Here is a 23,427-nt window from a genome sequence, read left to right on the forward strand (position 1 = left end):
TTCCTCGCTGATAATCCTCAGTGAGGAAGGAACTTACCTTCCCGGTATCACTTATGCATAGGGGCTTTAGGCCAGGTGAACCAAAAAGTGGTTCCTTTTCCAACCTCTGAATTAAGCCCAATATTGCCCTGGTTTTGCTCCACTAATTTTTTAACAATTGCCAATCCAACACCAGTGCTATCATCCCGATTTTGCCCATGTACTGTCTCAAAAGGCTCAAAAACCTTTTCATGATACTTCTCGGGGATACCAGGACCATCATCTTTTACAGAAAACTGATAGTATGTATTGTTAATTCTCTCGACACTTACTTCAATGTTTCCTGTTGGTCTATCATGGTACTTGATTGCATTACTAAGCAAGTTGGTAATAACCTGACTAAGTTGAATATAGCTCCCAGAGATTTCAGGCAAGTCATCAGGAATGATAAAATTGTACTCTTGAGCTAGATCAATCATGGAAATAGACTCATTCAGAAGGTCTGCTACCTTAAAGTTAGTGATAGCTACATCCGACTTCCCTGCCTTAGAATACTCCAGTATATCATTGATCAGGGTGTCCATTTTAACAGCACTATCCGTCACCATGCCAAAAAGCTCTTTCATCTCATCATTGAATTCATCCTCGTATTTGGCATTAATGATTTGAAATAGTCCCCTTATCTTGTGAAGTGGAGCCTTTAGGTCGTGAGATACAATATTTGCGAATCTATCGAGCTCCTGATTTTTACTTTCTAAGGTTTCATTTAATTCATTAAGAGTCCTGTTTTTCCGAGCAAGCTCACGTTGCAGATTAGCCATCTCGTTATTGATTTTGGTCATCTCGTCGAATGACTCTAATTGCTTCAATGACTCTTTGACTTTTACATTCTCCTTTAAGGCTTCCCTCAATTGATTTTGCTGATAGTTATTCATAACCATCAGATTATTGTAGTATTTGCGTGTCTCTACTACGTCCGTTGCACCTATAATGATTAGATCATTCTTTTCTTTCAAGCCTGCCAAATACAGGTTACTGAATTTATTCCCGGTTTTAAAATTAACCTCCCAGCCGATTGCGCTTTCTTCTTTATTTAAATCAGATAGAAACGAAAGTAATTTGCTCAAACTTGAAATATCAACCACTTTGGATAAGGGTTCGCCTACTTCAAGTTCTACCAGATCGTTTTTTTTAACCTCAGTAACCTTACCAAATGAGTCACATTTTACAATGAACCCCTTATTTATGTTCTCATTATCCATTTAAAATCGCTAATGCTGTTTCATTTACCTCATTTGCTGATTTAGCCAATCCGTCCGCACCAATTCGCACCCAAAGTGCCTCATCTTGTAGAAATGGATAACCGCCAACGATAACTTTGATCGATGGATGTACCCGCTTAACCTCCCTGATGATTTCACTAGCGTTACTAACATGTGGAGTAAGAGTCACTGATAATGCCAACAAATCTGCGTTGTACTTTTCAATAGATTCAATAATTGCGTTTGTGGGAGTATTGGCTCCAAGATAATAGGTATCCCATCCATCCATTTCCATAAAATCGCTAATCATTCTAATCCCTATTTCATGAAGCTCATTACCCACACATGTGGCAATGACTGTTTTGCCTATACTTTTTGATGAAAATAATCTTGGATAAAGCATCGACATAATCATCTGCGTAGTGGCCGTGCAATAATGCTCTTGTGCAACTGAAACTTTATTTTTTTCCCAAAGCCGTCCAATTTCATACTGTGAGCTTTGAAAAACGTCAATATAAATTTCCTTGAGCGAATAGCCATCATCTGCTAACTTCATGATGAATTCTGTAGCACCTCTTCTATCTCCATCAAGCAAGAAATCAAGGTATTTTTTCGAAACTTCAGAGTTTAGATACGCTGTGTTTTCCTCAGGTTTATCATCAGTTCCATCAATGAGTTTTAGAATGCTATTATCAATATAGGGTAAGGCATTTTCGTTTGCTTCATGAAACATCCTGATTGTGACTAAAAATCGAATAACTGATTGGGTACCAATTTCCTGTGCATTCAAAGTAGATTGGAACCAGCTCACATATTCATTAAAAAGCACTTTACTACCTGCATCTATTGCTTGACTGAGGAATGCAATATGCTGGTTTGTGTCACTTGTAATCGTAGCAATATCTTTCGCTATTAGGTATTGGTCAATTTCACCGAAAAGTTCAGAATGAAATTCAACTATCGCTTTGCTTATATCTTGATTATTATTCAAGGAAATGGCATAATCTGAAAGCCCTCCATCCAAGAAAACTTTAAGCTTCCGCTTCGATGTATCTGATTCTTCAAGTTCATTATAAAATGAACGACATAGTGCCTTGAATTGATCTTTAGATAAGTTAATGATACTGAGAAAAGTATCCTGCCAACGTAGGAACTTTGAAAAATCATCATCCGAGGAAGAAAAACATGATAATAGTTCAATGGTTGAACTAAGTTGATTTTCAAAAGGCTTCCACTCAGGATGTTTTTCCTTAATGAATTGCACAATTTCAGCTGATTTTTTGCCAGTCATATGAAAAAAACATTCAGGTAGAATATAAGCAGAATGTAGGTTCTAAAAAATTTTGAGGACTTGATTCAGAAAACTTAACTAGTTATTTGAAATTTTTCAACCCATTCTCCAGTCACCAAAGATCCAATTGCCTGGTGCATCCACTTCTGAGGATAAAAAGAAGTCTTCAAATGCTTTAACAAGTTCCCCGCCACTTATACGACCATCTCCATTGAAATCTAACAAGTCAAAAGCCTTTTTAGAAACAGAAACATACAATCCATATGCTTTGAACATATCCAGATATTCTTTCTCATCAATATGACCATCCATATCCTGATCAAATAAAGAAAAAAGGTAGGTTGCTGATTGATTGATGTAATCGTTTGGCTTTACTAACACCATGTTTGAAAAGAAGGTCAACCATTCCTCTAAAGACAATTCAGCTTCACTTTTTTCCAAGTCTTTCAAAATCTGAACGAATAATCGATGTGCGCGAAGTTTTAAATCAAGTCGTTCAACTGAATTTTCATTATGCCCAATGATGTCACTGATGTGCTCCCCTATCTGATCAAAATCCTCGGATTCCAAGACACCATTGCCATTATGGTCTAGCACATTAAAAAAATGAGTGAGTTTCTGTTTTTGAAGTTCGGTCATGGCAGATATTTCAAGGAAAGATACTACTTATGGAGATTTTGGTAGTCAGCTTTCGAAGAGTACACCGTTTTTTTCTATGACCTAAGCAATAAACTCTTCTATTGCTATCGCATAACCTTCTAATCCCATCCCATTAAGAGATCCTTTACAAACATCACTGACGTAGCTAATCTGCCTGAAGTCTTCTCTCTCAGACAGGTTTGAAATATGCACTTCAAAAACTGGTGTTTCAATTCCAGAGATAGCATCTCTCAATGCTATGCTGGTATGTGTATAGGCTCCTGGGTTAAAAACCACTCCATCATAATTAAATCCAACTTCATGTAGCTTATCGATCAGGGCTCCCTCATGGTTTGATTGAAAATATTCGAGCTCATGATTAGGAAACCGCTTTTCAAGGTCTTTGAAATAATCTTCAAAAGATTTACTCCCATAGATTTCTGGTTCGCGCTTGCCAAGAAGGTTAAGATTTGGTCCGTTTAAGATGAGTATTCGCATAGATTGTTTAGTAGTACTAAATTAGACGTTTAAAATTAGTATCGTCATCGCGAACGCAGTGAAGCGATCTCATTTTAAAGATCACTCAATCTTCCTCGTGGTTAAGATTTTAAAATCAATCCCTTGTCCTGGACAACCTATACGAAACAATTTAAAAGCTACCTTAAGCTGGAGCGCTCTTTAGCGCAGAATTCAGTAGATGCTTATTTGGCGGACATTGCCAAACTTCAGCAGTTTTTTGAAATCAAAGAGAAAGACATTTCACCTACTAAGGTGGTCCAGCAGGATCTAATCGATTTTATTGAGTTTATTAATGAGCTGGGAATGTCTGCCTACACACAGGCTCGAATGGTTTCTGGTTTGAAAGCTTTTTTTAGATTTTTGGTTTTTGAAGAAGTAATCCAAAAAGACCCTTCTGAACTTCTGGAAGCTCCTAAATTGGGAAGAAAGTTACCAGACACACTCGACTTACCTGAAATTGAAAATCTATTTGGCGCCATCGATATGTCAACACCTGAGGGTCAGCGCAACAGAGCTATGCTGGAAACTCTCTATAGCTCTGGTCTGCGTGTTTCAGAACTAATCAATCTTCAAATCAGCAATATCCATGATGACATTGGCTTCTTACGAATTATTGGGAAAGGAAGTAAGGAGCGTCTTGTACCGATAGGCAGATCAGCTCTTAAACACATCAAAATATTTAGAGATGAGGTTCGGGTTCACATTGACGTAAAAAAAGGCTTTGAAGATCATCTTTTTGTCACAAAACGTGGAAAGGCAATTAGTCGTGTGATGGTGTTTATGATAATCAAAGATCTGGCTGCTAAAATTGGATTGAAGAAAAATATTAGTCCTCACACATTTCGTCATAGTTTTGCAACTCACTTGATTGAGGGAGGCGCAGATTTGCGTGCCGTTCAGGAGATGTTGGGACATGAATCTATCACTACTACCGAGATCTACACACACCTCGATCGGGATTATTTAAAACAGGTAATTACTCAATTCCATCCAAGAAGCTGATGTATCAACTTTTAAAACCCATTCTTTTTCTTTTTTCCCCTGAGAAAGCACATAAAATCACAACCGGTCTTCTTCACATTATCCTCAGGATTCCACTTGGAAAACAGTTAATTCGTGGCATGTTCAATTTTCAAGATCAGCGACTTGAAAAGGAAGTTTTCGGTTTAAAGTTTAAAAATCCAGTAGGCTTAGCTGCAGGATTTGATAAGAATGCGGAGCTTATTGATGATTTCTCCAATCTTGGATTTGGATTCATCGAAATTGGCACATTGACACCAAAGGGTCAGCCAGGAAATCCTCAACCACGCCTATTTAGACTCCCTCAGGATGAGGCTTTGATTAATAGAATGGGATTTAATAATGAAGGAGTTGATGCAGCAGTGGAAAGATTAAAAATTAGAAAATCAAACATTCTCGTCGGTGGGAATATTGGGAAGAATAAAGTAACTCCAAATGAAAATGCACTGGACGACTACTTAAATTGCTACAGCAAGCTTTATGATCACGTTGATTATTTCGTCGTTAATGTGAGTTCACCAAATACACCTGGATTGCGTGATCTACAGGAAAAAGAGCCACTTATGAACCTCCTCAAGGCACTTCAAGATGAAAATAAAAAGAAGGAAAGTCCAAAACCAATCCTTTTAAAAATTGCTCCTGATCTAACAGAATCACAGCTTGATGACATTATTGAAATCACTAAAAATCTCGATTTGGATGGCTTAATCATTTCAAATACTACCATCGACAGATCAGGATTAAAAACTAAAACCGCAGAAGTAGAATCAATTGGCGCAGGTGGGCTCAGCGGAAAACCGGTTTTTAATAAATCCAATGAGGTACTTAAATATATCAGAAGGCATCTTCCACTCGTTCACATTATTGCAGTTGGAGGAGTTCATTCTGCAGATGATGCAGTCGAAAAAATTCAAGCCGGAGCTAACCTTGTTCAGATTTATACAGGTTTAGTTTATGAAGGTCCTACATTAATTAAACGGATCAATAAGGAACTAGTCAAGCATGTTTGATCCACGGTGAAAACTCCATATTTTTGGAAGCATATTCTATGGCAACAAATACCTATAAAAAGAAGGGCGAGAAAAAAGAGAAGAAGAGTCTTAAATTCAACTTCATCACCGACCGAAAATTTCATTTATTTATCGGATTTACCTTATTGCTAATTTCAATATTTCTTGGTGTGTCCTTTATTTCATACTTAAGCACGGGTCAAGCCGACCAAAGTGTGGTAGAAGCATATACCAGCACGAATGTGAAAGAGTCTGGAGCGGAAGTCCAGAATGCATTTGGCCTCATTGGAGCTATTGCTTCTCATTATTTTATTTTTCTATGGTTTGGTGTAGCAGCGTTACTTATCCCACCTTTTCTGTTTATTGTCGCTTATAGAATCATATGGTATCGTGCTCTTTTACCGATTACCAAGAGTTTCAATTTCGTCGTTTTCTATCTCATTTGGATCAGTCTGGTCATGGGGTACTTTCTCATTGCTCAGGAGGAAACCACCATGTGGGGCTTTCTTAGTGGTGGTATTGGGTATGAGCTTGCAGTGATTTCACAGAGCCTTATGGGTTGGGGAGCATTGCTCTTTATCATTTTCCTATTTGTGGTGTTTAATATGTTCTTTTTTGACATCACCCGAATATCTGCCTTTAGTGGAGTGATTCCTTCATTTGAGAATCTGATCAATCAAATCAAAGCACTCATTCCCGAGAAGAAACCAAAAGAGAAAAAACAGGATATCACTTCTGTTTTGGATCAAATTAAGAAAGAGGTTGAAGATGAAGAGGCAAGCAAAGATGAGTCAGAAACATGGGTAGTTAAGAAAATCCCTTCTAAATCAGCCAAATCAGAAAAACCAGATCCTGAATTCACCATAGATCTCCCTGAATTTAAGGAAGAACCTCCGCTACCTAAAGAGGTAGAAGAAAAAGTATTTGCTCCAAAAGAGGAAAATCTGCCTGATCCACCTCAAGCTGAAGCTCCAGTAGAAAAGAAAGAAGAATTAGAGGATCTTTCCTTTGAAGTTGAACAAAAGGAATTTCAGGAGGAAGTTACGGAAGAAGCAGTGAACTATGACCCTACATTGGATCTTCCCCGCTATAAATTCCCTACCCCTTCATTGCTGACTGAATATCCGGAAAAGGATGTAAAAGTCTCAAAAGATGAATTGGAGCAAAATAAGGATCGAATCATTGAGACACTCGTCAACTTTAAAATTGGAATTTCGAGTATCAAGGCAACTATTGGGCCTACAGTGACTTTATATGAAATTGTACCAGATGCTGGAGTGAAAATTTCCAAAATCAAGAACCTGGAAGATGATATTGCCTTGAGTCTTGCAGCCCTTGGTATTCGAATTATTGCACCTATTCCTGGCAAAGGAACGATTGGAATTGAAGTTCCAAACAAGAACCGTGAGATGGTGGATGCAAGATCGGTTGTTACCACAAGTAAATTCATGGAAAGTAAGATGGAGCTTCCTGTAGTGCTTGGCAAAACCATCTCCAATGAAGTTTTTGTAACAGATTTAAGTAAAATGCCCCATCTCCTAATGGCAGGAGCAACAGGTCAGGGTAAATCAGTTGGATTGAATATCATGCTGGCATCTTTACTTTATAAAAAGCATCCATCTCAGCTTAAGTTTGTCCTGGTTGATCCTAAAAAGGTGGAATTAACACTTTTCAATAAGATAGAAAACCATTTTCTAGCTAAGCTTCCGGACAGTGAAGAAGCGATTATCACAGATACTTCTAAAGTAGTGAATACTCTTAATTCATTGTGTATCGAAATGGATAATCGATACGATCTTTTAAAGAGTGCTGCATGTAGAAACCTGAAGGAGTATAATAAGAAATTTACCGAACGAAAGCTTAATCCGAATAAAGGTCATAGATTCTTGCCCTACATTGTATTGGTCATCGATGAGCTAGCCGACTTGATGATGACTGCTGGTAAAGAGATTGAAACACCGATAGCGAGACTCGCACAGCTCGCTCGGGCTATCGGAATACATTTGATAGTTGCAACTCAAAGACCTTCTGTAAATGTTATCACCGGCATTATTAAAGCAAACTTTCCTGCCAGACTTTCTTTTAGAGTTACTTCCAAGATTGACTCACGAACCATATTAGATGCTGGTGGTGCTGATCAGTTGATTGGTATGGGAGACATGCTTCTCTCTATGGGGTCCGATATGACACGTTTACAATGTGCTTTTGTAGACACGCCTGAAGTGGAGCGTATTTGTAATTTTATTGGTGAACAGCGGGGTTACGATAGTGCTTATATGCTTCCGGAATATGCAGGTGAAGAAGAGTCTGGAATTGGAGAAGTAGATTTATCAGATAGAGATACACTTTTTGCAGATGCTGCTCGTTTGATCGTCATGCATCAGCAGGGTTCTACCTCTCTTATTCAACGAAAGATGAAATTAGGGTATAACAGAGCAGGCCGCTTAATTGATCAACTTGAGGCAGCAGGAATCGTTGGGTCTTTTGAGGGTAGTAAGGCAAGAGAAGTACTAATACCTGATGAACACAGTTTGGAACAGTTATTGTCTGAAATAGAAATCAAATATTAAGAACTAGATAATGAAAAAGATATTATTCGTATTGCTGACAGTGAGTATCCTATCACAGGTACAAGCTCAATATGATCCTGAAGCTTTAGCTGTATTGGATGCGATGAGTAGCAAATACAAAAAAGTTGAAGCTTTTAAAGCATCATTTTCACAGCAGTTAACCAATGAAAGTGCCGGTCTTGATGAGACCATTTCGGGAGATGTAGCCATTAAAGGTGATAAGTATGTATTGGAAGTTGCCGGTCAGAAAATCTTTAATGATGGCACTGATATTTATACTTTCAATGAAGAGATAAATGAAGTAACCATCAGTACGTACGATCCCGAAGAAGCAGAAATCACACTTAGTAATGTTTATGATTTGTATAAGAACGGCTTTAAGTATGTGCTAGCGGAGAAAAAGCCAAATGGTGATCGAGTAATCGAGCTAGACCCGGAAAGTCGTGACAAAAGTTACTTTAAAATCAAAATGATTATCGATTCCAAAGATGAACTAAAGTCATTCACTGTTTTTGAGCGCACAGGAAATAAATATATCTACTCGATCGATTCCTTCACTCCTACAAATTTAAATGACGGCTATTTCAAATTTGATACATCAAAATATCCTGGAGTTGAGGTGATAGATTTTAGATAATTTAGAATCTCAAGAAATATCATACCTTTGTAGCGTTCAGAACAAGTCTGGACGCTTTTTTAATTTTTATTTTTTTTAATGAACATTTTTGTAGCTAAGCTTAACTATGCAACTTCAGAAGACGCATTGAGACAAGCATTTGAAGAATTCGGAACAGTAGATTCCGCTAAAGTTATCATGGACAGAGACACTCAGAGATCGAAAGGTTTCGGTTTTGTTGAAATGCCAAACGATGACGAAGGTAACCAGGCTATTTCTAGCCTAAACGAAACAGAATTAGATGGTAGAACCATCGTTGTAAAAAAAGCTAACCCTAGAGGGTAAGCACTGAAACAGATTCTAAGTTTTTTTGAATTTTATATAATTGCTCGTGTGGAAACTTTTCCGCACGAGCATTGTTTTATATAATTGATACGTACACTAAAATTTTATTGATTTGGCTAGACCTGCAACTACTCCGGTAAAACTTAAAGACGGATACTACATAGAACTCCGACATAAAGGTGAAAGAAAAGGAATTAAACTAAGAAGTGATAGTATTCCTGAATTACACCAGTCGATCAAGAAATACGAAAAATTATACGAAGTTCACTTCTATGGTGAAGTGAAAAAAGGTAAAGTCGTAAACGATAAGCTTCCAGAGCTTAAATAAAAATTAGCATTTTTATTAGAATTCTTTCATACTGAAATGTGTCAGTGACAGCAGAAGTATGTCCAAGGAATTTATTCCTAAATTAGCCGGAAAATCACCCTTTGACCATGACACGTCAACAGCTTTTTGAGAAAATCAAGCAAAAGGAATCCTTCTTATGTGTAGGTCTTGATTCAGATATCAAAAAAATTCCCAAGCACCTACTATCTGCAGCAGACCCAATTTTTGAGTTTAACAAACAGATCATCAATGCTACACATAAATACGCGGTAGCCTATAAACCAAATACGGCCTTCTACGAAGCTCAAGGATCAAAAGGCTGGGATTCACTTCAGAAAACGTTAGAATATATTCCAAAAGATATATTCACCATTGCTGATGCAAAGCGTGCGGACATTGGAAATACATCTTCCATGTATGCACGAGCTTTTTTCGAAAATATGAATTTTGATTCTGTGACAGTGGCTCCATATATGGGATCTGATTCTGTTAAACCGTTTCTTGAATTCAAAAGGAAGTGGGTTATTATTTTGGCTGCTACAAGTAATCCCGGAGGTTTAGATTTTCAGGATGTGATTGTAAGCGATGATGGTGAGAAACTTTATGAAAGAGTAATTAGGACCAGTAAAGAATGGGGAAACGCTAATAATACGATGTACGTAGTAGGTGCAACTCGCCCAGAGGCTCTTATTGGAATCCGAAGAATCATTCCCGATCATTTCCTCTTGATTCCAGGTGTTGGAGCACAAGGTGGCGATTTAAATGCAGTATGCAGGTATGGTATGAATAAGCAATGCGGCTTGCTAATCAATTCATCAAGAGGTATTATATATTCAGACTCTTCAGAAAGCTTTGCCTCATCTGCTGGTAAAGTGGCTCATAAAATTCAGATTGAAATGGCAGAAATCCTTCAGCGATTATAAAGGGTTGTACATGATTGCAATGGACGAGCATTTTCTGCACTATATCTGGAAATATCAGAAGTTCAATATTTCTCCATTGTTCCTTACAAATGGACAATCCCTGAGGGTATTTTACCCAGGTAATTATAATGAGGATTCGGGTCCAGATTTTGAAGAAGCTCGAATAAAAATCGATAATATTGAGTGGGCTGGTCAAGTCGAAATTCATATCAAATCTTCTGATTGGTATAACCATCAGCACGAAAAAAACACAGCCTACAATAATGTCATTCTTCATGTAGTTTGGAAACATGACAAAGAAGTAACCATCCATGATCAAGCCATTCCTACATTAGAACTAAATGGAATTGTAAATCCATTATTGATTGATAAATACCAAAAGCATACACAAGTAAAAGAAGAAATCTTATGTGGTTATCAATTACAAAGCATTGGTAGTATCACACTAAACAGTATGCTTGATCGGGTACTTGTAGAAAGGCTGGAAGAGAAAGCGAATCGGATAAAATCATTATTGGCCTCATGTAAAAATGATTGGGAGGAAATAACCTATCGGTCAATAGCAGCCAACTTTGGATTTTCCACAAACAAAGAAGCCTTTACAAGGCTATCTCAGATTCTTCCGCATAAAGTATTAAGAAAGGTATTGCACCAGCAAAAGCAAACAGAAGCCCTGCTTTTTGGAATGGCTGGATTCCTTGAAAATCCTCAAGATGAATATCAAAGCGAATTAAGAACGGAGTTTGAATTTCTTCAAAAGAAATATGAATTGAACGACCCGATGGTAACAGCACAATGGAAATTTGGTAAAATGAGACCTGCTAATTTCCCAACGGTTCGAATAGCTCAATTTGCTTGCTTATTGCATACTCATCCCCAACTTTTCGCTGTATTAATTGAAACTGATAATATTAAAACGCTCAAAAAGAAGATTAGAACCCCGGTTGGTGACTATTGGCAAAGTCACTATGATTTTAATAAAATTAATAAGCGTAAAACGGAGATGATTGGCATCACTTCTTTTGAAAATCTGTTGATCAATACTGTTGCTCCGTTGCTTGCAGCATATTCCTCTTATACAGCTAATCAAGTATACATGGATCGAGCGATAGCCTTGCTTGAATCACTTTCACCCGAAAGTAACCGTGTAACCAGAAAATGGGAAACCCAAAACATAGAAATTAAAAATGCCTTTGAATCTCAAGCTTTTATTCATCTCTTTAAACATTATTGCCAAAAAAGAAAATGTCTCCAATGCAATGTTGGAGTCGAATTACTGAATAAATGATGGGGTGGATCATTCATATTGTAATCTTGAGCATCTTGGCAATCCTTGTCAAAAGATTCCTCCCATCTACACTACCAAACTGGCTATATTGGATGGGGTTGTGTTTAAAGCTTCTTGCAGGAATTATTCTGGGGCTAGTTTTTTACAAATACTATGGATCCGGCGATACTATAAACTTCTTTAATGAAGCCATTTCATCGAGTTCAATAGAACAGAGGAATGAACCTAGAACAGAGTTTTTCATTCAAATATTAAAGCCAGTCACACAATTAGCCGGAAAATCTTATTGGATTACATCACTTTACTTTTCATTCTTTAGCTTCAGTGCATTCTGGTTTGGCGCGAATGTCATTGCCAAGAATTATCCATCACTAAAATGGATTACTGCGATTTCGCTTTTGATGATACCTTCAATTGTTTTTTGGTCTTCCGGAGTAATTAAAGATAGCATTGCGAGTGCTTCACTTGTCATACTCGTCGCATCATCCATTAATAGTTATTGCAACAAAAAAATTCATGCACTTGATTCATTATTTATCGGCGTAAGTGCAATCGTTTTATTTAATATCAAGCATTACCTGCTAATCACCAGTTTGATCTTTATTGGAATTCTTTTAGCAACCACCCTTTTTAATAAACTTGGAATCAAATGGAAAATAGTTTCCGTCCTGGTGTTTGCTACTGCGATTACTTTAACCCAGTATATCCATCCGTATTTAAATTATAATACCATTCCATGGACACTCCAGCAAAACAATCAGGCTATTCTCGAAAAATCAGACTCTGAAGGTCGAATAGATATTGAAATCAGGGAAGAATCTTGGATTGAAGTTTTAAAAAATATTCCAAAAGCTCTTCATGCAGGTTTCTTTAGACCATCAATCTTGGATAGAACACCTGTGTGGGGATGGATCCATCGGATCGAAAATCTCGTATTGACGGTGTTAATAATGATGTCTCTCATCCTTGCACTAAAGCTAAAACCTCCAATAGATTGGCCATTATTTATTGCATCTATTTGTGGCATTTCATTGCTTGCTATAATGCTTCCCCTTTCCACCCCAAATTTTGGCACGCTCGTCAGATACAAAAATGCATATATGCCTTATCTATTTCTAATCAGCAGTATTCTTCCATATCGATACTTCACTTCTCAAACGGAGGAATAATCGCTAATTTTGCGCCTTCAAAAGAAGAAGGACATGGAAAAACCGGTAATCATTTTCGGATCAACAGGATTAGCAAAAGCAGCATTGGAAATATTCAACTCCAATAACATTGTTGTTTATGGGTTTTTGGATGATGACGAAAAGACACATAACACAGAAATAAACTCAGTAACCGTTCTTGGCGCTACTGACGATCATGGATTCACCAAGCTTATCGGTCAAAAATGTGAGGCTTTTGTTGCTACTGATGACAATTCACTCCGTAAAGAATATGTAGATTATTTGACAGAATCTCGAAAGATAATGCCTATGAATGCAGTGCATCAAACAGCATCAATTTCCGACTCTTTCAGCATTGGACATGGAAATTTCGTTAATGCTGGTGCAGTTCTATCGAATGATTCTAAAATGGGAAACCATAATGTGATTAACTCAAAGGCTATCATTGAACAAGAAGTGGAAATTGGTGATTTTGTTCAAATTGGCGCTGGATCTATTATTAATACTAAGGTTAAAATTGAAAACGAAGTTTTCATTGGCTCAGGCGTTACAATAGTTGCAGGCGTCAAAATCGAAAAAGGGGCAAGAATTGGAGCTGGATCAGTTGTGGTGGGTGATGTGAAAAAAGGACAAACACTTTTCGGCAATCCAGCTGTAGAAGTGAAGTAATGTCTATCTTCCTGCAATGAAGTCAAAACTATTGTTCTTGTCTATCATTTTCTCATTAAACAGCTGTGTTCCTGAGGGTTTAATGCGCACCTGGAGTACTACTGAAGAATACGACAAGCAATTCAATAGCATATTGGTGATGGGCCTTATCAACAATGTAAATCTTCGTAATGAAATAGAGAATGATGTGGTGTATACAGGAAGAAAATTCGACCTCCGATGCACGAATGGGATGTCCATGTTTCCTCCAGAATTAGGTAAACCCTTTGATGATGTAGAGCGAGCAAAAGAACGAATGAGACAAAATGGATTTGATGGTGTCATTACCGTTACGTTAGTAGATGTAAATGAGCCTAGATACATCCCAGCAGATTTGGCATATGCTCCGCTCGTTTACTATGACCGCTTTGGGAATTACTTCTTCAGGACTTATGATCTTGTCTATCGACCCGGATACTTTACAAGAGATACCAAGTACTTTATAGAAACAAACTTTTATGAATTGAAAGTTGGTAAACTCGTTTGGTCTGGCAGATCTACAATTTTCAGACCTGATGAGTTAAGCAGATACCTTCCTACTTATTCCAAAGGGCTTTTTAAAGAACTAAAACTCCAACGAATAATTCACTAGAAACTCGTTTTCTGTTTCCAAATTAGCTTTAATTTTGCATCATATTAACACCCTGCTGAAACAGGGCCTGGTTATTATGGAAAAACATTACGTATTACTTTATTACTGCTACAGTAAGATTGAAGATCCTGAACAGTTTAGGGAAGAACATCACAAACTTTGTTTAGAGCTTAATCTTAGAGGGCGAGTCATAGTCGCTTGGGAAGGTTTAAATGGCACTGTCTCAGGTACACAAGAGGCATGTGAAAAATATATGGATGCGGTGACCAGCGATCCTCGTTTTGCTCATACTGAATTCAAAGTTGACACCAACGATCAACCTGCATTTGAAAAAATGCATGTTCGAGTAAAGCCAGAAATCGTTCATAGCTCGCTAAAAGAAATTGATCCCAACAAAAAAACAGGGGGTTATGTTGAACCCGAAGAATTCAGGAAGATCTTAAAAGAACAGCCTGAAGACACGATTATCCTGGACGTTCGTTCCAACTACGAACACATGATCGGTAAATTTAAAAATGCTATCACTCTGGATATAGACAACTTCAGAGATTTTCCGGAAAAAATAGAAGAACTAAAGAAGTTTAAAGACAAGAAGATTGTCACCTATTGTACCGGAGGAATCAAGTGTGAGAAGGCGAGTGCATATTTACTGGAGCAAGGTTTTGAGAACGTCCACCAATTACACGGGGGAATTATTAAATATGGACTTGAGGCGGAAGGAGAAGATTTTGAAGGTAAGTGCTATGTGTTTGACAATAGGATAGTGAAGGATGTGAACCAGGTAAACCCTACTGTCATATCCAGGTGTTATGTGACCAATGAACCTTGTGATCGGATGGTCAATTGTGCTAACCCTCATTGCAATATGCATATCCCAATGAGTGAGAAAGGTGCTGAAATCTTTAAGGGTTGCTGCTCTGAAGAATGCATGAATAATCCTGATACAAGAGAGTATGATGGCACTGGGTTTTACCAGAAGAAAATGAATGGATATAATCCATACAAAGGCCTGAAACGTAAGTCTGCTGCTCAGAATTAAAATTAACTTTTAGTAATTTGGGGGTTATAAAGTGGTTTCCTGTTTACTTTTAGGAATACTATAGAATCTGAGCTAGCTATGCCTCACACATTTTCTGAGACTGATCTTATTCTCAACCCAGATGGAAGTGTATATCACTTAAGTCTAAGACCTAAAGATGTCTCTGATAAAATCATTGTTGTTGGAGATCCTGGTCGGGTACACAGAGTATCCAAACATTTCGATTCTGTTGAATTTGAAATGAATAAGCGGGAGTTCATTACTCATACAGGAAAATATAAAGGCAAACGACTGACTGTAATAAGTTCCGGTATGGGAACTGACAATGTAGAGATACTCATGAATGAGCTAGATGCCCTTTTCAATATTGATTTGGTACATCGAGAGCCTAAACCACGAAGAAAAAAACTTCAGATTATTCGAATTGGTACATCTGGAACCATCAGAGATGAGATTAAAGTAGGAAGCCACCTTGCCACAGAATATGCTATTGGAATGGATCCACTCATTCATTTTTATGATTTTAAACACAAAGGAAAAGAGCGCAGAATAGTAGAAAAGTTTCAAGAGGAAATTGGAATTCCATACATGCCTTATTGCTTCAAAGGATCAACATCATTATTTGAAAAATTTAAGGACTGCACAATAGCCGGAAATACAGTCACATGTCCAGGCTTCTATGCGCCTCAGGGTCGCGAATTAAGAATACCTATCAGATTTAAAGAGATCATTGAAAAGATGCAATATTTTCATGAAGAGGATGTATGGCTGACAAATTTAGAAATGGAAACTGCGGGATATTATGCTTTTGGTAAGCTTCTGGGTCATGAGATGTTAAGCTTAAATGCTATCATGGCCAATAGGGTGAAATCACAATTTGCAAAGGATCCCAATAAAGTGATTGATAGCCTTATAATGAAAGTTTTAGAAAGGATTTAGTCCCCCTTTGATTTGAATAAAACCCCAATCGCCTTATTGATGGCAGCTGCAGCGTCATTCATATGATCCCGAGCTTGTACCCACTTTTCGTTCGAATTAGATGATCGATCTTTAATTTGAGCTTCTAATTTTTCTTTCTGGGCTTTAAGTTTGGCTATTTGCTCCTCCATATCATCTGATATTTTACTGCCGGCACTCTTAGTTTCTTCGACCAAATGATCAATCTTTTTACCTAGTTCAGCCAGAATATCTTCAACTTTTCTTTTTTCGCTCATCTTAATAGGATTGGAGAATGAAATTTAGTGCTTTTTACCATACCATTTTGCAATGACTTCCTCCGCTGGCTTGCTTTGTGGTGTCCATTCCGTTCCCCTCCATCGGCCATGTCCTGATGTAAGGTGCCACTTCCAGAAAAAACCACCCAACCACCACGATTCATTAGTAAAAACCTGAAAAGTTGCTTCATAGGCATCTGCTTGAAGTTGGGTATTAGCGTTGGTTTCAGATTTATCTATTTCCCAATGGCGACCTACTGCGCCATTCGCACTTTGGAATCCATACTCAGTAAATAATATTGGTTTTTTCCATTGAGAAGAGAATGTTGCCAGATCTTCTTTGATTGGTTTCCATCCCATTTTGATCTCGTCAATACTCGGATGATTTCCATCGACCAAAGGAAAATAAGCATCTATCCCTATGTAGTCCACCGCATCCCACCAGGTTATATTTTCATAATTATCCCAATTAGAAGCATAGGTAATCTTACCTGAATAAACCTTTCTCACTTTAGCAATCAGCGATCTCCAAAATTCGGGACGTTCTTTTGCAGGGATACGATATTCCGTTCCAATACAAAAAAGTTCTACCTTCAAGGAATCTGCCTTGATCGCATGATTCATGATGTATTTGGTATAGTCTGTTTCCCATATTTTCCATTTCTCTTCCGAATCTAAATCATACTCTCCTACCCAACCAGCACCCCGTGCCCATACATGTGGCTTCACCATTACTTTGAGTCCATTGTTTTTTGCATACTGAATGAGCATGCAGTTTCCATCTGTATGCTCGCCCCACCATTGCCTGGAATGATCAAAGCTTACAGAAGGTTCACCTTCTCTTGAAAAAGCATATGGAATAAGTGCTACCCATTCAGCATTAATTCGTTTTACCTCGCCCAACTTTTCTGATGTGATTTGACGTGGTGGGTTTACCAGACTAGCTCCATTAATAATGTCTTCATCTTCATTTGGGATGAAAATCATAACAAATGATCCTAAAACGAGAAAAAGTATGATTGAAAAGAGTCGCACAATGAAAGATACGATAGAAATTTGTTTACGTTAGAATATTAAGTCTCCCATAATTGGAAATAGGCAATTAAATTTACCGCTCAGCAAGTACCATCTTTAGATTATCTAAAACAGAACCATTCTTTATGAAAATCTCACTCCCAATTCAGGTATTATTTGTCCTGTCTGCGTTCCTTCTTCTTGTTTCTTGTTCAAACGATGACTCACCAATAGAGGTCACATCAGATTTCACCATCAATTCAACTGATAATTTTCAGATTGAATCATCACATGAGAATGGCTGGATTAAAGAAGCTACCATGTACAGTGATCTTACTGGATTAAAAATATCAGAATTTGAGTATCACGAAAATGGTTACATCAAACACTGTAAAAGCTACTCACACGGTGGTTTGTCAACTGACAATCATTACTTAAATATGGAGGTTTTTAGGGATGAAAATAATTTGCCTACACAATCTATTTACTATAATCCTGATGGTTCAGTACAGGCAGAAATTACCTACGAGGAAGGACTAATTAAAGAAAAGAAAATTTATAAAAATGATCAGTCCACTATTTGTTCATATGTTGATGGAAGAATTCAAGTTGTCGTCAGTGATCTGGAGGCAGGACAGGTCGAAATGACTTACAATTACATTGACAATGTGAAAAACATTAAAGTAATCAAACAAGGCGATGTTGAATTTGAATCTGAAATATCCCTACTATCTGATGGGGGTGAGGGAATAAGTACAATTGATAATCATGCGCGTTCTAACAGGTTCGTAAAAGAAAATTCCTCTATCAATATCTTAAATAGCACATTCACAACCAGCTCTGACTGGGAGGGTTTCTTCGAACCTGAAAAAATTATGCCTATTCCATTGATTTACAGTGAAAGTAATTTTTTCGGTTTATTGAATGGATACTTTTCACATGAATTTGATGCTTTTAGAATGATGGTAGAGGAGTTTCCAGTCTTTGAGGATGATTATATTCTCAGCAAATTCAACATTCAATCTGAAGAAGTTTCTTTCAATCCAAGTATTGCTTCTTCGGAAGAAGTGAAAATGGAAATGTCGGCCAATTTGGTTGACTTTGAACTCAAATATGGTGATGAGTTTTTAAGGAAAAAGATCATAGGGAAATATGGATTTACCATAGCTGTCCTTCGTAACCTTCCATCCGACCCTGTGCTAAGAAGTGAGATAAAGAATCTGGCATACAAAAAAGTAGGAAGCATTTTAGGATCTGAAGATTTAACCACAGATGAAGATATCCTTTTAAGCAAAGTATTCTTTGAATATAAATTTTTTAGCCCTGTTCTTGGAATCAATGGGAAAGTACTTACTTCTAATACTGATTATGAAATTGGAATAGATTTAATAAACAACAATCAAGAGTACACCATTCAAAAAATATATAAAGCCTATGATTTGCTTTAATAAGTCAAAATAGGATTTAATTATTCTTCAAAGTTTCTCTCAAATTTCTTTTCAGCTTTGTCGGATTTATGCACTCCAATACTACTTACAGTGCCACTTAAAAGTGCTTTTCCCCAATAATTAAATATAGCTCTGGACGTATCTCTCCTTTGAAATATGGTACCTTTTCGAGGGAACAGGAAATAGCTTGGATTTTTACTCTTCACAACAAATGTATTGGCGAAAAACGTTTTGATCCCCTGTCCTAAACCATGTGTATCATGTGTCTTGACGTTCAATATTTGTATTTTAAGATCTTCATATCTAAACCGCATTTCTCCACGTGCAAGTGTATCATTAGCGCTGAAATTAAAGAATAACTCTTTAGTATAACCGCTCTTGATATTAACGTTGGCAACTGGGCCAAGCATCCTATTCATAGAATCAAGAGGAAAGTCAACAACACTTCCACTCAGTGAAAATTGCTCATCTTTCGACAAAAGATCAAATGCTCCGCTAACTTCAAATCTCCCTGCACCCATGAGCTGGCCAGTACCACTCAGAAGCATCATTTCATTTTCAGTTAAGGATATATTCCCGACATTAAATAATTGAGCGTCTAATTCATCAAATGAAATTTCTCCGTGAGTGTAGTAATTGTCTGGCTTCTCTTGATATCGAATGGTGCCCTTAACATCAATTGTGTCAATTTGAAATAATTGCTTGATATCTCTGATTGACTGCTGTGGCAGAGGACGAACCTGATCTTCAGGAAATGGAACACCTTTATCTCTATATATCAATGCATAAAGTCCATCAATGTCAATTCTTCCTATTTTCAATGTTTGCTCAGAAATCAATTCATAAATATCTATCCGATTTAAGCCTATCTCCTGAACTGCAATATCAAACCAATCCGCTTGCTCGGAGATAATTTCAGAGAATTCCTGAGCTGAATAGATTGAATTCACTTTTACATGGTTTAACTCCAACCTGTTGGCTGGAAAATCAAATTGATAGTTTCCAACAGATAGTAAATAATCGTCCGCTACTGGCAGTTCCAAAGGCCCTGCATTAAGTGTTAAACTTTCAAGTTTGCTTGTAATGTTATTCAGAGTTAAAGTATCCTTTGAATTAAATTGATCAATCTTTAAAGTTGCATGTTGAAGATGGTAATTCTTGTGGCTAATGGTATCGTAATATTTCCAATCCAAATCATCAAATTCAATGTACCCGATCGAAATAGGTGTTGCAAAAGGTTTTCCTTCCTTGCTTTCGATCAAATAATTATGTCCTCTAGGATTTGTGATGAAAAGTGTATCCATAATTATTCCACCATTTTCATAGAGTGTTTTTACATCTAGCGCTCTCATCTCTATGGAAGGAATGTTCATAAATATGTTTTCAGCGGCGGAGTTATACCGTATTGAATCGATCAAAAGATCTCCATTTCTGGTACTATATTCAATATTTTCCAGATTTATAGAGTCTCCTGATTGCAATCGAGGAAGTATTGATCTGGCATTAAAAATGATCGAATCTGAAAAAATAAAACCATTTTCAAACGGTTGATCTTTTGGGTAATTGATCCCATAGATCGTCGTACTAATTTCATTAATTGATATTTTCTCAAGTGCTTTACTATTTCCAGGTTCAATGGAAAAATCTGCTGAATCAATTTGCAATTCTTCAATTGAAAGGGTAAAACTATTTTCGCTGACAGAATCTTTCTGATTAATCTCTCGAGTCGTTTTGATTTTCACATTGGGAGATTGTAATAGCAGCTTTCCGGCAAAAAAATGATTCTCATCAAAAAATTTCGATTGCTCAAATTTTGTAAGCCTTAAGAACGGAATATTGGCAATAATCTGACTTTTAGAAGTGTCAGTTTTATTAATGGGGTCAATGCGTAAATCAGTGAATTCCATCAATCCGTTCAATGTATCATACTTCCAATTTGCGAGATTGACTATGTGGTTGTGTTTGGCTGATCTTACTTGTATGTTCTCAATCCCAACACTCCTGAAAGCTGTAGAGTCTCCAACAAATACGTCAGCATCCAGTCCATCAAGGTATATTTCCGTGGAATCTAATTTCCCTTTTAGCTTACCCCCACTTACTATAAATTCCTTTTCATTTCCTAGCTTAGTCGCACCCTTATTTTCACTGGTCTGAATGTCAAATTCAATATTCGGATTAAAAAGCTTCGCACGACTAAATTCTGTGAAATCACCCGCAATTAAGCTATCCAATACCACACCTATTATCTGTAAAGTATCAAGGCTTCCAACAACTTTCTGATTTTTCTTATTTATATCGAAATCCCAATCCCGAAATTGAAATGAAGACATCATATTAGAAATTAAAAGCTCTGAGCCATTAACCACTATACTATCTCTATCTAATTCGAATTCCGAGATTTTTAACTCTGACTTATCAAATAATTGTTGAAATCCTTTAGAGGCACCACTTAAATGAATATCATTTGCAGTGAGATTAATTTTCCCCATTTTCAATCCTTTGGGTAGCATTAGGTTGATATCATTTATGGATAATCTATCTATCGAAATTTCTCTAAAGAAAGGCTTTAATGCCTGGTAAACGAGAGGCACTGATGCTTGCTTACCATTACTGCTGCCTGTATTTCGAACTCTTATTGATGAGCTGGGAATTTCAAGCTTACCTACAATTAGTAGTTTATCTGCTATTGCGCGTTGAAAATCAACGTTTTTAAGATTAAATACCGGAATGTCCACATTAAGTAGAACTTTGGCTTCATTGCCTGCACGTTCATGCGAAATAGACATGTTTTCAAATCTAAGTTCAGAGTCAAAAGAATTTATTCTCAATAATTCAAAAAATACTGTGTGAAGGCTATCCGGTAGGAGGTATGTATAGTTATGAATATCTAATTCAATATCCTCAAAATATCGAAATCTATGGTCAAAACGATAATTACTGGTGTCCAAATGAATATTGTAAAACACAATATTTGATCTCTCAACTTTAAATCGCTGGTATTTATCTACACCATCTAGTTTAAGATCAACGTGAGCATTATTAATGGTCAACTTACCAATATCAAGAGAGCCGAAAACATCAAATATTAAAGTGAGCAATGAATTATCTATTTCCTTTTTGGTACTTGCTGCATGTGTTTCATCATCCACAAAAACAACAGGTTCATTAAAAATAAGCTCTTCAATAACCAAATGATTGTTCTGGTAAGCCTCAACATAGTCCACTCCTTTGAAGCTGAGCTTAGGCACATGTATTTCGTAGACATTCACTTCATTTTGGCCTTCAAAAGTGACATTTGATGAAGCCATTGGTTGTACCCTTAGATTTTCAAATGAAAGAATAGAATCCGAGGTAGACAAAACGAACTTATCAAAGGTTATCTCATGGATACTATCAGGAAGATGGAATAATTGGTTGCGTATTTCCAGCTCAATTTCTTCTGAATAAAATACCTTGTTCTTTCTCGAGACAGAATCCATGACTAGATTCTTAACTATAAAATCAATCTTACCAAGTGCAAATTGATCTCCGTCATATTGTAACTCACCGTCTTGTATTCTGAAGTAATCTATTTTTAAAACCTTCAGATAATCTGAAATTGCACGGTACATATTACCTGCCTCAAAGCTGAACTTGGTCTGTTTTGAATTCTCCAAAGTCACCATATCAATATTTGGGTCCACAACCCGAACATTTTTTATGATAAGTTCCTTATCCATATACAGAGCATAAACGGACTCCAGGTCTATGATTAATTCTTCCAGCTGAATTTCATAAATATTATTAAGTCCAAGGGCACTGAAATCTTGAGTCGAATCAGCTTGTAGTCTCAATGATTTTAATGTTATTCTACTTTCCAATAAGTCCAGATCCAACGACTCAAAATTCAGCTGATAAAACCCATTCGTCTCGCGCTTAATGACCGTGTTGAGTATATCACCAGCATAGTATTTTCCCAAGAAAAATATAGATGTAAATGCTCCGCCAAGAATCAGCAATATTCCTAGCAATAAACGGAATGACTTTTTTGATAAGAATTTGGTTCGTTCAGGCATTTAATGTCAGCCAATTAGCTATACATGTAAAATAAGTAAAGAAAGGGAGATATAAATCAGAAAGATTATTCCTAATTTTTTATCCATTTGAGATTTACTGATTGGGAGAAATCTACCTAAAGTGAGTGATTGATCTTTTAATTAATCAGAATTTCCAAAGCTCACCTTAGAGCTTTGGCTTCTACTTTAGTCGTTTTACCAATGTCTTCTCCAACAACTTGAAGAGAATGAGAATTTAAAGAAGTGATCTTAGATGAGTCCGTTCTATAAAAAATGAAGAAAGCGGATATCCCTTTAAAGCTTGTAGAGCATACAGACGAAGCTTATAAGCATGCTCAGTCGATTGGTCTAATTAAAGAGAAATAATCACACGATCCCTAGCCTCGCCTTCTTAATAT

Annotated in this window: 21 protein-coding genes; 14 read left to right on the forward strand and 7 right to left on the reverse strand. The window is 36.9% G+C overall.

Annotated elements, in window-relative coordinates:
* Positions 1 to 47: 47 nt before the first annotated feature.
* The 4 genes from ACOMC3_RS12295 to aroQ all read right to left on the reverse strand — a co-directional run bounded on the left by ACOMC3_RS12295 (position 48) and on the right by aroQ (position 3,669).
* Positions 48 to 1,241, reverse strand: a complete 1,194-nt coding sequence (locus ACOMC3_RS12295) for a sensor histidine kinase (RefSeq protein ID WP_420316186.1) — start codon at positions 1,239 to 1,241, stop codon at positions 48 to 50.
* The gene (locus ACOMC3_RS12300; protein ID WP_420316187.1) at positions 1,234 to 2,532 is read right to left on the reverse strand and encodes a cobalamin B12-binding domain-containing protein; all 1,299 of its coding nucleotides are present in this window, start codon (positions 2,530 to 2,532) and stop codon (positions 1,234 to 1,236) included. Before ACOMC3_RS12300 ends, ACOMC3_RS12295 begins: the two co-directional genes overlap by 8 nt.
* A gap of 96 nt (positions 2,533 to 2,628) precedes the next feature.
* Positions 2,629 to 3,171: an EF-hand domain-containing protein gene (locus ACOMC3_RS12305; protein WP_420316188.1), complete on the reverse strand. Its 543-nt coding sequence runs from the start codon at positions 3,169 to 3,171 to the stop codon at positions 2,629 to 2,631.
* An 81-nt stretch (positions 3,172 to 3,252) separates the two neighbouring features.
* On the reverse strand, positions 3,253 to 3,669 hold the full coding sequence (aroQ, locus tag ACOMC3_RS12310) for a type II 3-dehydroquinate dehydratase (RefSeq protein WP_420316189.1): 417 nt from the start codon (positions 3,667 to 3,669) through the stop codon (positions 3,253 to 3,255).
* 123 nt (positions 3,670 to 3,792) lie between these two features.
* On the opposite strand from aroQ, the gene xerD reads away from it, so the two are divergent.
* The 13 genes from xerD to ACOMC3_RS12375 all read left to right on the forward strand — a co-directional run bounded on the left by xerD (position 3,793) and on the right by ACOMC3_RS12375 (position 16,237).
* Positions 3,793 to 4,692, forward strand: coding sequence for a site-specific tyrosine recombinase XerD (xerD, locus tag ACOMC3_RS12315; RefSeq protein WP_420316190.1), 900 nt, complete (start codon positions 3,793 to 3,795; stop codon positions 4,690 to 4,692).
* A complete protein-coding gene (locus ACOMC3_RS12320; RefSeq protein WP_420316191.1) occupies positions 4,692 to 5,720 on the forward strand; it encodes a quinone-dependent dihydroorotate dehydrogenase in 1,029 nt (342 codons plus the stop codon). The genes xerD and ACOMC3_RS12320 overlap by 1 nt, the downstream gene beginning before the upstream one ends.
* A 38-nt stretch (positions 5,721 to 5,758) precedes the next feature.
* Positions 5,759 to 8,290 (forward strand): DNA translocase FtsK 4TM domain-containing protein, encoded by a 2,532-nt coding sequence (locus ACOMC3_RS12325; protein WP_420319318.1) that lies wholly within the window; start codon positions 5,759 to 5,761, stop codon positions 8,288 to 8,290.
* Between the two features lie 10 nt (positions 8,291 to 8,300).
* On the forward strand, positions 8,301 to 8,927 hold the full coding sequence (locus tag ACOMC3_RS12330; protein WP_420316192.1) for a LolA family protein: 627 nt from the start codon (positions 8,301 to 8,303) through the stop codon (positions 8,925 to 8,927).
* Positions 8,928 to 9,005: 78 nt separating this feature from the next.
* A complete protein-coding gene (locus ACOMC3_RS12335; RefSeq protein ID WP_348279054.1) occupies positions 9,006 to 9,251 on the forward strand; it encodes an RNA-binding protein in 246 nt (81 codons plus the stop codon).
* A 112-nt stretch (positions 9,252 to 9,363) separates the two neighbouring features.
* Complete coding sequence (locus ACOMC3_RS12340) at positions 9,364 to 9,579, forward strand: hypothetical protein (protein WP_420316193.1); 216 nt, start codon at positions 9,364 to 9,366, stop codon at positions 9,577 to 9,579.
* A gap of 107 nt (positions 9,580 to 9,686) precedes the next feature.
* Positions 9,687 to 10,502: an orotidine-5'-phosphate decarboxylase gene (gene pyrF / locus ACOMC3_RS12345; RefSeq protein WP_420316194.1), complete on the forward strand. Its 816-nt coding sequence runs from the start codon at positions 9,687 to 9,689 to the stop codon at positions 10,500 to 10,502.
* Positions 10,471 to 11,790 (forward strand): DUF2851 family protein, encoded by a 1,320-nt coding sequence (locus tag ACOMC3_RS12350; RefSeq protein ID WP_420316195.1) that lies wholly within the window; start codon positions 10,471 to 10,473, stop codon positions 11,788 to 11,790. Before pyrF ends, ACOMC3_RS12350 begins: the two co-directional genes overlap by 32 nt.
* A 35-nt stretch (positions 11,791 to 11,825) precedes the next feature.
* A complete protein-coding gene (locus ACOMC3_RS12355) occupies positions 11,826 to 12,959 on the forward strand; it encodes a hypothetical protein (protein ID WP_420316196.1) in 1,134 nt (377 codons plus the stop codon).
* Between the two features lie 33 nt (positions 12,960 to 12,992).
* A complete protein-coding gene (locus tag ACOMC3_RS12360; RefSeq protein ID WP_420316197.1) occupies positions 12,993 to 13,628 on the forward strand; it encodes an acetyltransferase in 636 nt (211 codons plus the stop codon).
* A 16-nt stretch (positions 13,629 to 13,644) separates the two neighbouring features.
* Complete coding sequence (locus ACOMC3_RS12365) at positions 13,645 to 14,259, forward strand: hypothetical protein (RefSeq protein ID WP_420316198.1); 615 nt, start codon at positions 13,645 to 13,647, stop codon at positions 14,257 to 14,259.
* Between the two features lie 76 nt (positions 14,260 to 14,335).
* Positions 14,336 to 15,298, forward strand: coding sequence for a rhodanese-related sulfurtransferase (locus tag ACOMC3_RS12370; protein ID WP_420316199.1), 963 nt, complete (start codon positions 14,336 to 14,338; stop codon positions 15,296 to 15,298).
* Positions 15,299 to 15,376: 78 nt separating this feature from the next.
* Positions 15,377 to 16,237, forward strand: coding sequence for a nucleoside phosphorylase (locus ACOMC3_RS12375; RefSeq protein WP_420316200.1), 861 nt, complete (start codon positions 15,377 to 15,379; stop codon positions 16,235 to 16,237).
* On the opposite strand, the gene ACOMC3_RS12380 is transcribed toward ACOMC3_RS12375, so the two are convergent.
* Positions 16,234 to 16,512: a hypothetical protein gene (locus ACOMC3_RS12380; protein WP_420316201.1), complete on the reverse strand. Its 279-nt coding sequence runs from the start codon at positions 16,510 to 16,512 to the stop codon at positions 16,234 to 16,236. The two genes, ACOMC3_RS12375 and ACOMC3_RS12380, sit on opposite strands and share 4 nt — an antisense overlap.
* A gap of 24 nt (positions 16,513 to 16,536) precedes the next feature.
* Complete coding sequence (locus tag ACOMC3_RS12385) at positions 16,537 to 17,499, reverse strand: glycoside hydrolase family 113 (RefSeq protein ID WP_420316202.1); 963 nt, start codon at positions 17,497 to 17,499, stop codon at positions 16,537 to 16,539.
* A gap of 173 nt (positions 17,500 to 17,672) precedes the next feature.
* Between ACOMC3_RS12385 and ACOMC3_RS12390 the strand changes: the two genes are divergently transcribed.
* Positions 17,673 to 18,974 carry a hypothetical protein gene (locus ACOMC3_RS12390; protein WP_420316203.1) on the forward strand — a complete coding sequence of 434 codons (1,302 nt, stop codon included), beginning with the start codon at positions 17,673 to 17,675 and terminating at the stop codon, positions 18,972 to 18,974.
* 20 nt (positions 18,975 to 18,994) lie between these two features.
* Here the strand turns inward: ACOMC3_RS12390 and ACOMC3_RS12395 are convergent, their stop codons facing one another.
* Positions 18,995 to 23,029 carry a hypothetical protein gene (locus ACOMC3_RS12395; RefSeq protein ID WP_420316204.1) on the reverse strand — a complete coding sequence of 1,345 codons (4,035 nt, stop codon included), beginning with the start codon at positions 23,027 to 23,029 and terminating at the stop codon, positions 18,995 to 18,997.
* Between the last annotated feature and the right edge of the window lie 398 nt (positions 23,030 to 23,427).

The organism is Ekhidna sp. (assembly GCF_965212185.1).
Taxonomy (GTDB): Bacteria; Bacteroidota; Bacteroidia; order Cytophagales; family Cyclobacteriaceae; genus Ekhidna.

What these genes read in the sequence shown, in the direction of transcription:
- ACOMC3_RS12330 (WP_420316192.1), top strand. Translation starts at nt 8,301, where the DNA reads ATGAAAAAGATATTATTCGTATTGCTGACAGTGAGTATCCTATCACAG.
- ACOMC3_RS12335 (WP_348279054.1), top strand. Translation starts at nt 9,006, where the DNA reads ATGAACATTTTTGTAGCTAAGCTTAACTATGCAACTTCAGAAGACGCA.
- ACOMC3_RS12380 (WP_420316201.1), bottom strand. Translation starts at nt 16,512, where the DNA reads ATGAGCGAAAAAAGAAAAGTTGAAGATATTCTGGCTGAACTAGGTAAA.
- ACOMC3_RS12385 (WP_420316202.1), bottom strand. Translation starts at nt 17,499, where the DNA reads ATGATTTTCATCCCAAATGAAGATGAAGACATTATTAATGGAGCTAGT.
- ACOMC3_RS12375 (WP_420316200.1), top strand. Translation starts at nt 15,377, where the DNA reads ATGCCTCACACATTTTCTGAGACTGATCTTATTCTCAACCCAGATGGA.
- ACOMC3_RS12370 (WP_420316199.1), top strand. Translation starts at nt 14,336, where the DNA reads ATGGAAAAACATTACGTATTACTTTATTACTGCTACAGTAAGATTGAA.
- ACOMC3_RS12365 (WP_420316198.1), top strand. Translation starts at nt 13,645, where the DNA reads ATGAAGTCAAAACTATTGTTCTTGTCTATCATTTTCTCATTAAACAGC.
- pyrF (WP_420316194.1), top strand. Translation starts at nt 9,687, where the DNA reads ATGACACGTCAACAGCTTTTTGAGAAAATCAAGCAAAAGGAATCCTTC.
- ACOMC3_RS12295 (WP_420316186.1), bottom strand. Translation starts at nt 1,241, where the DNA reads ATGGATAATGAGAACATAAATAAGGGGTTCATTGTAAAATGTGACTCA.
- ACOMC3_RS12305 (WP_420316188.1), bottom strand. Translation starts at nt 3,171, where the DNA reads ATGACCGAACTTCAAAAACAGAAACTCACTCATTTTTTTAATGTGCTA.
- aroQ (WP_420316189.1), bottom strand. Translation starts at nt 3,669, where the DNA reads ATGCGAATACTCATCTTAAACGGACCAAATCTTAACCTTCTTGGCAAG.
- ACOMC3_RS12300 (WP_420316187.1), bottom strand. Translation starts at nt 2,532, where the DNA reads ATGACTGGCAAAAAATCAGCTGAAATTGTGCAATTCATTAAGGAAAAA.
- ACOMC3_RS12390 (WP_420316203.1), top strand. Translation starts at nt 17,673, where the DNA reads ATGAAAATCTCACTCCCAATTCAGGTATTATTTGTCCTGTCTGCGTTC.
- ACOMC3_RS12320 (WP_420316191.1), top strand. Translation starts at nt 4,692, where the DNA reads ATGTATCAACTTTTAAAACCCATTCTTTTTCTTTTTTCCCCTGAGAAA.
- ACOMC3_RS12360 (WP_420316197.1), top strand. Translation starts at nt 12,993, where the DNA reads ATGGAAAAACCGGTAATCATTTTCGGATCAACAGGATTAGCAAAAGCA.
- ACOMC3_RS12395 (WP_420316204.1), bottom strand. Translation starts at nt 23,029, where the DNA reads ATGCCTGAACGAACCAAATTCTTATCAAAAAAGTCATTCCGTTTATTG.
- ACOMC3_RS12325 (WP_420319318.1), top strand. Translation starts at nt 5,759, where the DNA reads ATGGCAACAAATACCTATAAAAAGAAGGGCGAGAAAAAAGAGAAGAAG.